Origin of the sequence: Glycomyces sambucus (genome assembly GCF_900102815.1) — a bacterium.
Classification (GTDB): Bacteria; Actinomycetota; Actinomycetes; order Mycobacteriales; family Micromonosporaceae; genus Glycomyces; species Glycomyces sambucus.
The window spans coordinates 400,918-414,592 of sequence record NZ_FNGF01000002.1; the positions used below are offsets into that span (position 1 = coordinate 400,918).

The 13,675-nt window shown below is 75.0% G+C and carries 14 protein-coding genes; 7 read left to right on the forward strand and 7 right to left on the reverse strand.

Going from position 1 to position 13,675, the window contains the following annotated elements:
• Nucleotides 1-25 precede the first annotated feature (25 nt).
• From BLS99_RS07040 to BLS99_RS07060, 5 genes are all read left to right on the forward strand, one after another.
• The gene (locus BLS99_RS07040; RefSeq protein WP_091045961.1) at nt 26-1,384 is read left to right on the forward strand and encodes an IucA/IucC family protein; all 1,359 of its coding nucleotides are present in this window, start codon (nt 26-28) and stop codon (nt 1,382-1,384) included.
• Entirely contained in the window at nt 1,381-2,907 is a 1,527-nt protein-coding gene (locus tag BLS99_RS07045) for an IucA/IucC family protein (protein ID WP_091045965.1), read from the forward strand. Before BLS99_RS07040 ends, BLS99_RS07045 begins: the two co-directional genes overlap by 4 nt.
• On the forward strand, nt 2,904-4,028 hold the full coding sequence (locus BLS99_RS07050; RefSeq protein WP_176953240.1) for a type III PLP-dependent enzyme domain-containing protein: 1,125 nt from the start codon (nt 2,904-2,906) through the stop codon (nt 4,026-4,028). Before BLS99_RS07045 ends, BLS99_RS07050 begins: the two co-directional genes overlap by 4 nt.
• 109 nt (nt 4,029-4,137) lie before the next feature.
• Nucleotides 4,138-5,298, forward strand: coding sequence for a hypothetical protein (locus BLS99_RS07055; protein WP_091045968.1), 1,161 nt, complete (start codon nt 4,138-4,140; stop codon nt 5,296-5,298).
• Complete coding sequence (locus BLS99_RS07060; RefSeq protein WP_091047756.1) at nt 5,295-6,173, forward strand: PhzF family phenazine biosynthesis protein; 879 nt, start codon at nt 5,295-5,297, stop codon at nt 6,171-6,173. Before BLS99_RS07055 ends, BLS99_RS07060 begins: the two co-directional genes overlap by 4 nt.
• Here BLS99_RS07060 and BLS99_RS07065 read toward each other — a convergent pair.
• Nucleotides 6,115-6,588, reverse strand: a complete 474-nt coding sequence (locus BLS99_RS07065; RefSeq protein WP_091047760.1) for a MarR family winged helix-turn-helix transcriptional regulator — start codon at nt 6,586-6,588, stop codon at nt 6,115-6,117. The genes BLS99_RS07060 and BLS99_RS07065 overlap by 59 nt on opposite strands.
• 59 nt (nt 6,589-6,647) lie before the next feature.
• On the opposite strand from BLS99_RS07065, the gene BLS99_RS07070 reads away from it, so the two are divergent.
• Nucleotides 6,648-7,070, forward strand: coding sequence for a cupin domain-containing protein (locus BLS99_RS07070; RefSeq protein ID WP_091045971.1), 423 nt, complete (start codon nt 6,648-6,650; stop codon nt 7,068-7,070).
• Here the strand turns inward: BLS99_RS07070 and uppS are convergent.
• From uppS to BLS99_RS07095, 5 genes are all read right to left on the reverse strand, one after another.
• Entirely contained in the window at nt 7,067-7,837 is a 771-nt protein-coding gene (gene uppS / locus BLS99_RS07075; RefSeq protein WP_091045973.1) for a polyprenyl diphosphate synthase, read from the reverse strand. The genes BLS99_RS07070 and uppS overlap by 4 nt on opposite strands.
• 19 nt (nt 7,838-7,856) lie before the next feature.
• Entirely contained in the window at nt 7,857-8,606 is a 750-nt protein-coding gene (locus BLS99_RS07080; protein WP_091045976.1) for a MerR family transcriptional regulator, read from the reverse strand.
• A 243-nt stretch (nt 8,607-8,849) separates the two neighbouring features.
• Complete coding sequence (locus BLS99_RS07085) at nt 8,850-9,596, reverse strand: succinate dehydrogenase/fumarate reductase iron-sulfur subunit (protein WP_091045980.1); 747 nt, start codon at nt 9,594-9,596, stop codon at nt 8,850-8,852.
• Complete coding sequence (locus tag BLS99_RS07090) at nt 9,593-11,530, reverse strand: fumarate reductase/succinate dehydrogenase flavoprotein subunit (protein ID WP_091045983.1); 1,938 nt, start codon at nt 11,528-11,530, stop codon at nt 9,593-9,595. Before BLS99_RS07090 ends, BLS99_RS07085 begins: the two co-directional genes overlap by 4 nt.
• Nucleotide 11,531: 1 nt before the next feature.
• Entirely contained in the window at nt 11,532-12,269 is a 738-nt protein-coding gene (locus tag BLS99_RS07095) for a succinate dehydrogenase cytochrome b subunit (protein ID WP_218126327.1), read from the reverse strand.
• A 77-nt stretch (nt 12,270-12,346) separates the two neighbouring features.
• On the opposite strand from BLS99_RS07095, the gene BLS99_RS07100 reads away from it, so the two are divergent.
• Nucleotides 12,347-13,273, forward strand: a complete 927-nt coding sequence (locus BLS99_RS07100) for a LysR family transcriptional regulator (RefSeq protein ID WP_091047767.1) — start codon at nt 12,347-12,349, stop codon at nt 13,271-13,273.
• 8 nt (nt 13,274-13,281) lie between these two features.
• Here the strand turns inward: BLS99_RS07100 and BLS99_RS07105 are convergent, their stop codons facing one another.
• Nucleotides 13,282-13,653, reverse strand: a complete 372-nt coding sequence (locus BLS99_RS07105; protein WP_091045987.1) for an ankyrin repeat domain-containing protein — start codon at nt 13,651-13,653, stop codon at nt 13,282-13,284.
• Nucleotides 13,654-13,675 lie beyond the last annotated feature (22 nt).

Sequence of the window (13,675 nt, forward strand, 5' to 3'; positions counted from 1 at the left end):
GGGTGCGGACAGTAGGGTTCAGGCAATGGACGCCACCGCCCGCGCCGACGCACTCGTCGCCGACCGCCTCCGCGCCGCCGCCGGGCGCGAACCCCTCCCGGGCCGGGCCGATGGCACCGGCGCGGCCCGGATCGCCGCCGCGGTGAGCGCGGGCTCGCCCCATCAGGACCGGTTCACCGCCGAGGTCGCGGCCGCGGTGCGCGGCACCGCCCTCGCCCTGGAGGCCGCCCGCCCGCACCCGACCGATCTGTGGGCCGCCGCCGCCGCGGCGCACCCGGACCCGTCGGTGTGGTTCGAGCAGGCCGTCGTCCTCGGGCACCCGGTGCACCCGCTCGCGCGCTCGCGCGGGGGACTCACCGACGATGAGATCCGCGCCTACGCGCCCGAACACCGGGCCCGGTTCGACTTGGGGCTCTTCCACTTCGCGGACCTGCGCGAACCCCCATGGTGGCTGTCGGCCCGCGGCCCGACCGGGCACCTGCCGGTCCACCCCTGGCAGGCCGCGCGCCACGGCCTCGGCGCACCCGCCCGCAAGCTCACCGGGGCCGCGCCGCTCATGAGCCTGCGCACCGTCGCTGTCGGCGACATGCAGATCAAGACCGCCGTGGACCTGCAGCTGACCTCGGCGGTCCGCCACGTCTCGGCCGCCGCGGTCCGCAACGGCCCGCTTCTCGCCCGCGCCCTCGCCGCCGACGCCGCCGCGCACGGCATCGCGCTCCTGCCCGAGCGGGCCGCGATCACCGAAGGGCCCGAGGGCGAACCGCGGCCGCACCTCGCCGCGATCGTGCGCCCGGCCCCGCACGCCATCGGCCACCCCCGGGCCGTGCCGCTGGCCGCGCTGGCCGAGCCCTGCCCCGCCGACGGGCGCCCGATCGCCGCGGCGTTCACCGGGAACGACCCCGAGGCGTGGTGGGAGCAGTTCGTGCGGGTGGCGCTGGCCCCGCTGCGGCTGTTCGCCGCGACCGGCGTCGCCTTGGAGGCGCACGGGCAGAACACCCTCGCCTCGTTCACCGGGGACCGGCCGACGGCCTTGGTGTACCGGGACTTCGGGGGCGTGCGCGTCCCGCCCGGGGCGTTCCCGGGGATCGCCGGCGACCTCCCCGAACCCGATCCCGAAGCGCGCCTGGTGAAGCTCCTTGCGGCCCTGTTCCCGACGACGCTGACGTCGATCGTGGAGGCGTTCGCCGCCTGGTCCGGCACCGACCCCGGCAAGTGGTGGTCCACCGTGGCGGCGGGCGTGCGCGACCTGGGCCTGGAGCCGTGGATCGCCGACGCGGTCCTGCGCGCGGACTGGCCGATCAAGGCGACCACGGCGATGCGCCTGGCCGCGAACCCGACCGGCGACATCTGGGTCCGGGTCCCCAATCCGCTGGCGGCGGCGTGAACCTCACCGACCAGATCCTGGCCGCGGCCTGGCGCGAAGACCTCGCCGGGCACCGCACTAGGCACCGTACTGGGGCCGCGCCCGTCCCCGAGGGCCCCTTCAACCAGCTCCAGTACCCCGAGAGCGCGGACGAGGACGGCGACCCGGTCAAGACCCTCGAAGGAGTCCTCGGCGGACCCGTCCCCGGGCACCTCGCGGCGGAACTGGAGTCCGCGCGCACCGGCCGGGCCCTCGCCCGCTCCCGCGCCGCGGGCCGGCGCCGCCGCGTCAAGGCGCTCGCCGACCGGACCGGGACGCCGAGCCTCGCCCGACTCGTCGCGGCGTGCTCGCGCGACGTCGACACGACCGCGCGGCTGTTGGAGACCATGGCGACCGATGGGCACCAGCTCCACCCGTGCGCGCGCACCCGTCTGGGCTGGGACCGGTCCGACCTCGAACGCTACGACCTGGAGACCCCCGCCCCGATCCGGGTCCGGCTCGTCGCCGACCGCGCCGGGGTCCTGGAGCGGTCCGGGGCCGACTTCCGCACCCACCCGATGCTCGCGGGCCTGGACCTGCCCGACCCGGTCGTCCCGGTCCACCCCTGGCAGCTCGAGCACCGCGTCCTGCCCGCCTACGGGGACCTGTTCGCGACCGGGCGGCTGCGGGTCCTGGACGCGACCGTGCCGGGGTGGCCGACCGCCGCGATCCGCACCCTCGCCGGGCACCGCGCCCCCGGGTTCCTCAAGCTCGCCATCGGCATCCACATCACCTCCACGCGCCGCGACATCTCCCCCGCGACCGCGCTCCTCGCCCCTGTCCTCTCCCGCCACCTCACCGCGCTCGAGGCGGACGGGACGCACCGCCTGCTCCCGGACCTGTCCGGGGCGTGGCTGCCGGGCCGGCGCGACCTCACCGCCATCGCCCGCGCCCCCCTCGCCGCGGTCACCCCGCCGGGGACGGTCTGCGTGCCCGCGACCGCGCTCGCCGCGACCTCACCGGTTACCGGGGTGAGCCTCGCGGCGGAGTACGCGCACTGGCACGGCGACCCGGGCGCGTGGCTGCGCGCCTACGCGGCCCTGTTCGTGCCCCCGGTGCTCGCGAAGGCCGCCATGGGCATCGGCCTCGAAGCGCACCTGCAGAACAGCCTGGTCGCCATGGACGGCCCCGTGCCGGTCGCGGCCGTGACGCGCGACCTCGGCGGCGCCCGCCTCCACCCGCCCGCCCTCCCCTTCGCGGTGGCGCTGCCCGAGGGGAGCCCGGTGCGCGCGGCCTCGCTCGACCAGGTGCGCGCGAAGGTCGCCTACACGCTGTTCCAGAACCACCTCGCCGCCCTCGCCGCGGCGCTGGCGCGCGACACCGGGCTCGACGCGGCCCGGTTCTGGGCCGACCTGGCCGACCTTGTCGCCGCCCTCGACCTCCCCGCGGCCGACCGCGACTTCTATCTGGCGCCGGTCGTGCCGACGAAGGCGCTGCTGTCGATGCGCCTGGAGCCGGGCCGCGAGATCGAGGCCCCGGTCGACAACCCCTTGGCCCGCCCGTGATCCCCGCGAAGGTGACCGCCGCGGTCGCCGCCCTCGACGGGCCCGCCAGCGCGTGGCTGTACGACCCCGGCGTCTTCGGCGAGCGCCTGGCGTCGGTGCGGGCGGCGATGCCCGCGTGGACCGTGCTGTACGCGATGAAGGCGTGCGCGAACCCCGCGATCGTGGCCGCGGCCGCGCGGGACGCGGACGGGATCGAGTGCGCCTCCGGCGGCGAACTCGCCGCCGCGCGGGCCGCGGGGGCGCGGCGCCTGGCGTTCTCGGGCCCGGCGAAGACCCCCGCCGACCTCGCCGCCGCCGCGGCGTGCGACACGCCGCTGTGCGTGCACGTCGAGAGCGTGCGCGAGCTGGCGCCCCTGGCGGCGGGCGGGTTCGCGGGCCCGGTGGCGGTGCGCGTCAACCGCGGGCGCGCGCTGCCGGGGAGCCACCAGATGACGGGGGCGCCCACGCCGTTCGGCATGGACGAACCGGCCGCGCTCGCCGCCGTCGACCGGGCCCTGGAACTGGGGTTGGACGTGGCGGGGTTCCACCTGCACGCGGTCTCGAACTGCCTGGACGCCCCCGCCTACGCCGCGCACGTCGCCGACGCCCTCGCATGGGCGCGGCGGGCGGCGGCGGGCCGGTTCGCGCTGCGGTACGTGAACGTGGGCGGGGGCCTGGGCGCGGACCCGCGGGGGGACGTGATCGACCTCGGCGCGCTCGCGGGCGCCCTCGCCGGGGTGTCGGCGCCGGGGGTGGAGCTGGTGATCGAGCCGGGCCGGTACCTGGCGGCGCCGGCGGGCTGGTACGCGGCCGAGGTCGTGGACGTGAAGACCGTGGCGGGGCAGGCGTTCGCGGTGGTGCGCGGGGGCACGCACCACTTCCGGCTGCCCGCCGCGTGGGGGTACTCGCACCCGTTCGAGGTGGTCCCGGGCCCGCGCACCGGACCCGTCCTGTCCGATGCGGAGGTGCGGGTGTGCGGGGAGCTGTGCACGCCCCGCGACGTCCTCAACGCCGGGCAGCACGTCGCGGCGATCGGGGCCGGGGACCGGCTCGTGTTCGCGAACGCCGGCGCCTACGGTTGGGAGATCTCGCACGACCGGTTCCTGGGCCATCCGGGCCCTGACTTGGTCGTCATCGACTGATCGGCCGATCCGCAAACGTTCGCCGTACGTCTACTATGAAGGGCCCGGCGTGCCCGGTCCGTCCCGACCAGGTGCGCTACCGCCTCGATCCCCCCATTGAGGAGTCCGTATGCCGAATCGGCGTTTTGCCCGGCGGACCCATCGCGAAGCGGCCCGGCTCGTCGCCGCCGGCGACCACCCCGCAGCGCAGGCCGCGTTCGCCGCCGCCGCGATCGAGTACCGCGACCGCCTCGCCGGCCACCCCGGCGACCGGTCGTCCCGCGAGGACTTCGCCGACCTGCTCGCCGCCCGCGCCGCCGCCCACACCGCGGTCGGCGACTACCCGCACGCCTACGCCGCCGAGCGCGAGCGCGCCGAGGTCGCCGGGCCGCTCGGCCTGGCCGGACCGGCCCGGGCCCGCCAGCGCCTGGACCTCGCCGAGGCCGCGGTCCGCGCCGGACGGCTCCTGACGGCGGCCGTGCAGGCGGACTCGGCGCTGAACGCCCTCGACGACACCGACCCGGCCGACCCCGCGGGCGCGGGCTTCGCCGACCTCGCCGCCGCGCTGGCCCGCGCGGCGCGGGTGTTCGGGCGCGCGGCCGACCCGGACCTGGCGGTGGGCGCCGCCGACCAGGCGGCGCGGATGCTGCTGGCGGCAGGCCGCCAGGACGAGCTGCTGCGCGACAGCCTGCGCCTGGCCGCGGCCCTGCACGCCGCCTCCGGCCGGGGCGCGCACGCCCGGGGCGCGAAGGACCTGCTGGGCAAGTACTTCCCGGACGCGGAGGCGCTGACGGCCCCGAACCTGGTGACGCTGCGCGGGGCGCTCCAGACCGCCGCGGGGATGGGGGCGTTCGCCGACGCGTCGCTCATCCGCCGCCTGTGCCCGGACCCGGCCGGGCGCGACGCCCCGCCGACGGTGTCCTCGCGGTGCGACCTGGGCCTGGCGGCGGTGGCGCTGCACGCGGCCGAGCCGGCCGTCGAGGCGCTCGCGCGCACCAGCCCCGGCGCGGCGTGGCGCATCGCCAGCGAGGTCCACTACCTGCTGGCGGCGGCCGACCGGCACGGGGAGCGGAACCTGCACGTGAACTTCCGCGACCACGGCCCGGTGTGGGTGGCGATGCTCATGGCGCTGGCGGTGGACGGCAAGCGGGGCCCGCTCATGGCCGATCTGGCGCTGGTGCTGTCGGGGCTGTGCGACCGGCTCCACACGCGGCATGCGGCGCCGGAGTACGAGCCGCTGATCCGGGCGGCGCAGCGGTTCATCGCGATGCACCGGGACGGCGAGCGGTGAGGGCGGTGGTGGTGGCCGCGTGCTGGCGGGGCGAGCCGGGCACGGGCTCCCCGACGGTGGTCGTCGACGATGCGGGCCTGTCGGACGAGGAACGGGCGCGGGTCCCGGGGGACACGGGGGTGTCGCACGCGGTGTTCGCGGACCGGTCGGGTCCGGTGGTGCGGCTGCGGTTCTTCACTGCGGCCGGGGAGCTCCCGGCGTGCGGGCACGGCACCCTCGCGGCGTGCGTGGCGCTGGAGGCGTGGGAGCACCGGGCCGGGCGTGACACGGATGAGTGGCGGTTCGCGGCGGGCGGGCGCGAGTTCTCGGGCGGTATGACCCCGGAGGGCGCGTGGTTCTCTGCGGGGGTCGTGCGCCACCGCGTGCCCGCGGACGCGGGACCGGTCCTCGATGCGCTGGGCGCGGTCCCGGCGGGGCCGGTGTACGCGGCGGGGACGGCGCGCGAGCGGCTGCTGGTGCCGGTCGCCCCTGACGCGCTGGGGCCGCTGGCGCCGGACGCGGGGGTCCTGGCGGCGGCGTGCGACGCGGCGGGCCTCCTGGGCTGCTTCGTGTACGCGCCGAGCCGTGCGCGCTGGTTCGACGCGCGGATGTTCGCGCCTTCGATCGGGGTCCCCGAGGACGCGGCGAACGCGAACTCGGTCGCGGCCCTCGCGGGCGTCCTCGCGCAGGACGGCCCGCTCAGGCTGGTGGTGTCGATGGGCGGGAGCCTCGGGTCGCCGTCGCGGATCAGGGCCGAGGGGTTCCCTGCCGGCGACGGGTCGGCGCGGGTGCGCCTCTCGGCCCGGATGGGCCCGGCCCGCGACCTCGTCTCGGGCTTCAGCGTTCGGGGCCGAACCAGCCGGGGGCGTCGAGGCGCCAGATCTCGCCGGGGGTGAGGTCGGCGAGGTCGGCTTCGAGCCGTTCGAGGCGGTCAGGGCCGAGGGTGTCGGCCCATTGGGCGCGCACGCGCGCGAAGGTGCGGGCGGAGCGGTCGAGGACGTCGCGGCCGGCGTCGGTCAGGCGCACGGCCTTGCGGCGGGCGTCGTGCGGGTCGGGGGCGCGTTCGACGTAGCCCTGCCGCTCCAGGGCGGCGATGGTCTTCCCGGCGGCCTGCTTGGAGACCCCCAGGCGCGCGCCGAGTTCGACGGCGGTGGTCCCGCGGGTGCCGATGGCCTGGAAGACGAAGCCGTGCATGGGCCGCAGGTGCTCGTGGCCGGCGCGGGCGAGGTCGTCGTGGACGGCGTCGACGGCGGCGCGGAAGGCGGCGAAGAGGCGCAGCGGGAGCTCGTGTCCGGGGGCCGACTCACCCATGATCGACAACCAGGTTTACTATATGGGCAACCATGTTGTCCATTCTAGGAGACGCCCCTATGCGCATCGTCCGCAGTACCGAGACCCGCCGCACCGCCACCCCCGCGGCGGTCATGACCACCCTCGCCTCCCCGACCCTCGGGGACGCCCCGTTCCCGCTGTGGCGCGTCGAGGCCGCCCCCGGCACCGCCGGGCCCCTCCACCGCGTCGACGCGCCGCAAATCTGGACCCTCACCGCCGGCACCGTCACGGTCGAAGAAGGCGCGGTGGAAGGAGACACGGTCGAAGGAGGTGCGGCCGAGACCGGCGGTGAGGCCACCGAGCTCGCGGCCGGGGACACGCTCGTCATCCCCGCCGGGCAGGACCGGCGCTTCACGCCCGGCCCGGCGGGGTTCACGGCGATCGTGGCCGGCCCGGCCGGGATGCGCGCCGCCGTGCCCGCGGCCCCCGATCAGCTCGTCGACCTCGCCTGGGCCGCTTAGGCGGCGAGGCGGGTGCGGCGCCGGTGCGCGTAGTCGCGCAGGGCCCGCAGGAAGTCGACGCGGCGGAACCCGGGCCAGTACACGTCGCAGAAGTACAGCTCCGCGCCCGCCGACTGCCACAGCAGGAAGCTGGAGAGTCGCCGCTCCCCGGAGGTGCGGATGATGAGGTCGGCGGCCGGCAGGTCCGGGGTGTACCGGTGGGCGTCGATGTCGGCCTCGCGCAGCCGGCCGGCGAGGTCGGTGATGCCGGTGCCGCGGGCGGCCTCGTGCGCGAGGAGTCCGCGGACGGCGTCGACGATCTCGGCCTGCCCGTCGTACCCGATCGCGACGGTCAGGTGCGCCCCGGTCCGGTGCGCCGTGGCCGCCGCCGCGGCCTCCAGGGCCAGCGCGGTGGCCTCGGGGAGGGTGTCGAGGCGCCCGGCCAGGTGCAGCCGCCACGGGCTGCCCGCCTCGCGCAGGCGCCGGGCGACGATGTCCTCGACCACGGCCAGGAGGTGGGCGACCTCGCCCCCGCCGCGCTTGGCGAGGTTGTCGGCGGAGGCGACGTACACCGAGACGTGGGCGATGCCGAGCCCGTGGCACCACTCCAGGAGGTCGGCGAGGTGCTCGGCCCCGTACCGGTGCCCGGTCCCGGGGTCGGTGAAGCCCTGGGCGCGGGCCCACCGCCGGTTGCCGTCCATGGCGACGGCGACGTGCCCGGGCAGCAGGGCGGGGTCCAGGCGCCGGGCCAGGCGCGCGGTGTAGAGCCGGTACAGGGGTGCGCGCATGGCCCGATCCTAACGGCCCCTAGGGCAGTCGCTCCTGCGCGTAGGCGTCCATGGCCGCGCGCAGGTAGGCGGCGAAGCCCGCGCCGACCCGGTCGTAGGTCTCGCGGAAGCGCGGGTCGTCGGTGTAGAGCGCCGCGAGCCCGGTGTACGCCTCGCGGCCGGGCTCGGAGTCCCAGTGGCGGGCGACGAGCCGGTGGTGGTCGGCGACCACGGCCTGGACGGGCGCGTCGCCGGGTGCGTGTCCGGCGGTGCGGAGGGCGTCGAGGGCGGCGTTGACGCGGTCGAACTCGGCGGGGATCGCGCGGCGCTGCTCGGGGGTCATGTCCTGGACGACGGCCCAGGCGCGTTCGACGACGGCCTGGCCCCATCTGCGGCGGGCCTCCTCGCGGTGCCGGTCGTCGAGTCCGGTGAACCAGGTCTCGGGTGCCATGGGCGTGCCTCCTTCGAGTTGGCGGATGGTGTCGGCGACGGTGGCGGCGAGGCGGGCGAGCCGCTCCTGCTCGGCGGCGATCTCGGCCGCGTGGCGGCGCAGCGCCTGCGTCTCGTCGAGGCCGCCTTCGAGGATCTGCGCGATGGTGTCCAGGCGCAGGCCGAGGCGTTTGAGCAGGAGGATCTGCTGGAGGCGCAGGAGTTCGGGCCGGCCGTAGCGGCGCTGGCCGCCGTGGCCGGCGCCGGCGGGGGCGAGGAGGCCGATGGCGTCGTAGTGGCGCAGGGTGCGCGCGGTGACGCCGGTCAGCTTGACCACGTGCGCGGTCGTCCAGGTGTCCATCGCCGTCCTTCCGTCGGTGCGGGTCCGACGGTATCGGCTGACGCCGCGTCAACCGCAAGGAAAGAGAGACGCGGGTCACCGTCAAGTGGCGCGACCAAGGCGCGCCCGGTTCGTTGTTTACATGGGGCGGCATTGACCCACTCACGTGGGGCGGATTTCCCCTGGGGTCTCCCCGCTCACGCGGGGCAGGAGAAAACGAGCGGCCCCCGGCGATCGCCGGGGGCCGCTTTCTCGCTTCCATTGCTAGGCGGCGCGGACGGCGGCCTTGCGGAAGTCGCGGTTGAGGCGGCCGATGACGTCGAGGCCGATCTCCTTGGGGCAGGCGGCGGCGCATTCGCCGGTGTTGGTGCACCCGCCGAAGCCGGCCTCGTCGTGGGCGGCGACCATGCCGAGGACGCGGGTGCGCCGTTCGGGCTGGCCCTGCGGGACCAGGCCGAGGTGGGCGACCTTCGCGGCCATGAACAGCATCCCCGACCCGTTGGGGCAGGCCGCGACGCAGGCCCCGCAGCCGATGCAGGCGGCGGCCGAGAACGCGGCGTCGGCGTCCTCCTTGGGGATCGGGGCGGCATGCGCGTCGGGCGCGGTCCCGGTCGGCGCGGAGATGTACCCGCCGGCCTGGATGATCCGGTCGAACGCGGAGCGGTCGACGACGAGGTCCTTGATGACCGGGAACGCCCCGGCCCGCCAGGGCTCGACGTCGATGGAGTCGCCGTCCTTGAACTTGCGCATGTGGAGCTGGCAGGTGGTGGTGGCGCCCTGGGGGCCGTGCGGCTGGCCGTCGATGACCAGCGAGCAGGACCCGCAGATGCCCTCGCGGCAGTCGTGGTCGAACGCGACGGGGTCGCCGCCCTCGGCGATGAGCCGCTCGTTGAGGACGTCGAGCATCTCCAGGAAGGAGGCGTCCTCGGAGACGTCGTCGAGTTCGTAGGCGACCATCCGGCCCTTGGCGTCGGCGTCGCTCTGGCGCCAGATTCGCAGCTTGAGTTTCACTTGTAGCTCCGTTGGGTGGGCTTGACGTACTCGAACACGAGCGCTTCCTTGTGGAGGACCGGTTCGTCCCCGCCCCACTCCCACGCGGCCACGTACGAGAACTCGTCGTCGTCGCGCTTGGCCTCGCCGTCGTCGGTCTGGGACTCGGCGCGGAAGTGCCCGCCGCAGGACTCGGTGCGGTGGAGGGCGTCGATGCACATGAGCTCGCCGAGCTCGAAGAAGTCGGCGACGCGCCCGGCCTTCTCCAGCTCCTGGTTGAGCCCCTCGGCCTTCCCGGTGACCTTGACGCGCTTGTAGAACTCGGCCTTGAGGTCGCGGATGAGCCCGATGGCCTTGCGCAGGCCCTCGTCGGTGCGCTCCATCCCGCAGTACTCCCACATGATCTTGCCCAGTTCGCGGTGGAAGGAGTCGACGGTGCGGTCGCCCTCGTTGCCGAGGAAGAACGCGATCCGCTCCTCCACCTCGCGCCGCGCGGCCACCACGGCTTCGTGGGTCTCGTCGAGGGCGTCGAAGGGCCCGTCGGCGAGGTAGTCGGAGATGGTGTTGGGCAGCACGAAGTACCCGTCGGAGAGCCCCTGCATGAGCGCGGACGCGCCCAGCCGGTTGGCGCCGTGGTCGGAGAAGTTCGCCTCCCCGGTCACGAACAGGCCCGGGATGTTCGACGACAGGTCGTAGTCGACCCACAGGCCGCCCATCGTGTAGTGCACGGCCGGGTAGATGCGCATGGGCCGCTCGTACGGGTTCTCGCCGGTGATCCGCTCGTACATGTCGAACAGGTTCCCGTACTTCGCCTCCACGGCCGGCTTGCCCAGGCGCGCGATGGCGTCGGCGAAGTCGAGGTAGACGCCGAGCCCGCCGGGGCCGACCCCGTGGCCCTCGTCGCACACGACCTTCGCCGCCCGCGAGGCGATGTCGCGGGGCACCAGGTTCCCGAACGCCGGGTAGCGCCGCTCGAGGTAGTAGTCGCGCTCGTCCTCGGGGATGTCGGCGGGGTGCCGGTCGTCGCCCTTGCGCTTGGGCACCCACACGCGGCCGTCGTTGCGCAGCGACTCCGACATGAGCGTGAGCTTCGACTGGTGGTCGCCCGACTGCGGGATGCACGTGGGGTGGATCTGCGTGTAGCACGGGTTCGCGAAGTACGCGCCCTTGCGGTGCGCCCGCCACCCGGCGGTCACGTTGCAGCCCATCGCGTTCGTCGACAGGAAGTACACGTTCCCGTACCCGCCGGTGGCCAGGACGACCGCGTCGGCGAGCTCGGTGGTGATCTCCCCGGTCACCAGGTCGCGCACGATGATCCCGCGCGCCTTCCCCTCCACGATGACCAGTTCGAGCATCTCGTGGCGGGTGTGCAGGTCGACCGTCCCGGCCGCGACCTGCCGCTGCAGCGCCTGGTAGGCGCCCAGGAGCAGCTGCTGCCCGGTCTGGCCGCGCGCGTAGAACGTCCGCGACACCTGCGCGCCGCCGAACGACCGGTTGTCGAGCAGCCCCCCGTACTCGCGCGCGAACGGCACCCCCTGGGCCACGCACTGGTCGATGATCTCGGTGGAGACCTCCGCGAGCCGGTGCACGTTCGACTCCCGCGACCGGAAGTCGCCGCCCTTGACGGTGTCGTAGAACAGCCGGTGCACGCTGTCGCCGTCGTTGCGGTAGTTCTTCGCCGCGTTGATGCCGCCCTGCGCGGCGATCGAGTGGGCCCGCCGCGCCGAGTCCTGGAAGCAGTAGTTCGCCACCCGGTAGCCCAGCTCGCCCAGCGTCGCCGCCGCCGAGGCCCCGGCCAGGCCGGTCCCCACCACGATGACCCGGAGCTTGCGCCGGTTCGCGGGGTTGACCAGCCGCCCCGAGAAGCGCCGCTTCTCCCACCGGTTCTCGATCGGCCCCGCCGGGGCCTTCGCGTCCGCGACGGGCGCGCCGTCGCGGTAGAAGTCGATGCTCATATCACTCCACCAGTCCGAACGTGACCGACAGGGGCACGATCGCGAACCCCACGACGATGACCACGGCGACCGCGAGCGCGGTCGCCTGCGTGCGCTTGCGCCACTTCGTCCCCGGCCCGGCGATCGTCTGCACCGCCGACCAGACCCCGTGCCGCAGATGGAACCCCAGGGCCACCAGCGCCAGCAGGTAGAACACCGTCACCGGCCACCGCGACGGGTCGAACGTCGCCACCACGGCCCCGTAGGCGTCGTGGACGTCCTTGACCGGGTTCACCGTCCGCCACGTCAGGTCCAGCAGGTGCCACACCACGAAGAGGATGATGACGATCCCGCCCAGGCGCATCGTCAGATACGCGTTCGGGGACTCGCCCTTGGCCTGCTGCCGGTGCGCGTACTTGACCGGCCGCGCGTGGTGCGAGCGCACCGACAGCACGATCCCGGTCCACAGGTGCACCGCGATCGAGGCCACCAGGCCGATCCGCAGCACCCACAGCAGGCTCTCGTGCGGCAGCAGCGGCTCCCCGAACGAGCGCAGGCCCGCCGCGTAGGCGTTCATCTCCTCCCGGCCCTCGAACACGTGGAGGTTCCCCGCCATGTGCGCGATGATGAACAGCACCATCAGGACGCCCGAGACGGCCATGGCGATCTTCAAGCCGATGTTCGACCGCCACGGCCCCACGGGCTTGGGCGGGCGCTTCGCCGAAGGCGCGGCGGTGCGCGATTGCAGTTCCGTAGACACGACCGGATGCTAGACGCGACCGGGCTCACCGGTCCAATTCATGGCACCACCCCGAACCATGCCGATACGTTATGGACATGCGCCCGCAGCAGCTCCAAGCCTTCCTCACCGTTGCACAAACCCGGCATTTCACCCACGCGGCCGAAGAACTCGGTGTGACACAACCGTCATTGAGCAAACAGATCCAAGCCCTCGAAACCGAACTCGGCGCCCCCCTCCTCACCCGCTCCCGCGGCCGCATCGAACTCACCGACGCCGGACACACCCTCCTCCCCCACGCCCGCCGCATCACCGCCGCCCACGCCGCCGCCCGCGCCGACATCGACGACGTCCTCGCCGTCCGCGCCGGCCACCTCCGCCTCGGCGCCACCCCCTCCCTCTGCGCCTGGCTCATCGCCCCCCTCCTCACCCGCTACACCGAAGCCCACCCCGGCGTCACCGTCACCCTCACCGAAGACGGCTCCGGCCCCCTCGCCGAACGCCTCGCCGCCGGCGACCTCGACCTCGCCTTCACCGCCGGCGACACCGGCCACGACACCGGCCTCACCGTCCAACCCCTCCTCGCCGAAGCCCTCGTCGTCGCCTCCGCCGCCCACCTCCCACCCCTCACCCGCCAGGCCTACATCGGCCTCACCCAACTCAGAGAACAGGCGTTCGTCCTCCCCGCCCACGGCTACGACCTCCGCGACCTCACCATCACCACCTGCGAAGCCGCCGGCTTCACCCCCCGCACCGGCGTCGACGGCGGCGCCACCGACGCCGTCGCCTCCCTCGTCGCCGCCGGCCTCGGCATCGCCCTCCTCCCCGCCATGATCACCGCCGGCCGCCCCGGCCTGCGCGCCACACCCCTCGCACCCCCCGGCGCCTCCCGCACCATCGCGCTGGCGGCGCGCCGGGACGCCCCGTTGACGAAGGCGGCGGGGGCGTTCGCGGCGTGCCTGGACGAGCACCTGACGGACCTGCACGCGTGGGGGCGCCTGCCCGAGGGCATGCGCGCGGTCTGAGAGCCCCGCTAGGGATTGAAGGTGTCGCGGTCGAACATGGCGGCGATCTGCCGCGCCGAGGGGGTGCCGGCGTCGGGGTCGGCCCCGGCCTCCAGGAGCGCGGCGACGACGTCCTCGGAGTTCTTGAAGACCGCGCCGGCGAGCGGGGACTGCTGGCGGTCGTTGCACCGGTCCACGCCCGCCCCGGCCGCCACCAGCGCCCGCACGGTCCCGGCGTGCCCGTGGTAGGCCGCGAGCATGAGCAGCGTGTCCCCCGACCCGGTGGCGAGGTCCACGGGCAGCCCCGCGGCGACGAACGCGAGGAGCCGGTCGGTCTCGCCGGCCCGGGCCAGGTCGAACGCGGCCTCGGCGATGGTGCGGAATTCCTCGTCGTCGCTCATGCGCACCAGCTTGGCACAACCC

Bases quoted from the DNA above. Each gene is read 5' to 3' on its own strand.
- BLS99_RS07040 (WP_091045961.1), top strand. From the start codon at position 26: ATGGACGCCACCGCCCGCGCCGACGCACTCGTCGCCGACCGCCTCCGC.
- BLS99_RS07055 (WP_091045968.1), top strand. From the start codon at position 4,138: ATGCCGAATCGGCGTTTTGCCCGGCGGACCCATCGCGAAGCGGCCCGG.
- BLS99_RS07065 (WP_091047760.1), bottom strand. From the start codon at position 6,588: ATGGGTGAGTCGGCCCCCGGACACGAGCTCCCGCTGCGCCTCTTCGCC.
- BLS99_RS07070 (WP_091045971.1), top strand. From the start codon at position 6,648: ATGCGCATCGTCCGCAGTACCGAGACCCGCCGCACCGCCACCCCCGCG.
- uppS (WP_091045973.1), bottom strand. From the start codon at position 7,837: ATGCGCGCACCCCTGTACCGGCTCTACACCGCGCGCCTGGCCCGGCGC.
- BLS99_RS07080 (WP_091045976.1), bottom strand. From the start codon at position 8,606: ATGGACACCTGGACGACCGCGCACGTGGTCAAGCTGACCGGCGTCACC.
- BLS99_RS07090 (WP_091045983.1), bottom strand. From the start codon at position 11,530: ATGAGCATCGACTTCTACCGCGACGGCGCGCCCGTCGCGGACGCGAAG.
- BLS99_RS07100 (WP_091047767.1), top strand. From the start codon at position 12,347: ATGCGCCCGCAGCAGCTCCAAGCCTTCCTCACCGTTGCACAAACCCGG.
- BLS99_RS07105 (WP_091045987.1), bottom strand. From the start codon at position 13,653: ATGAGCGACGACGAGGAATTCCGCACCATCGCCGAGGCCGCGTTCGAC.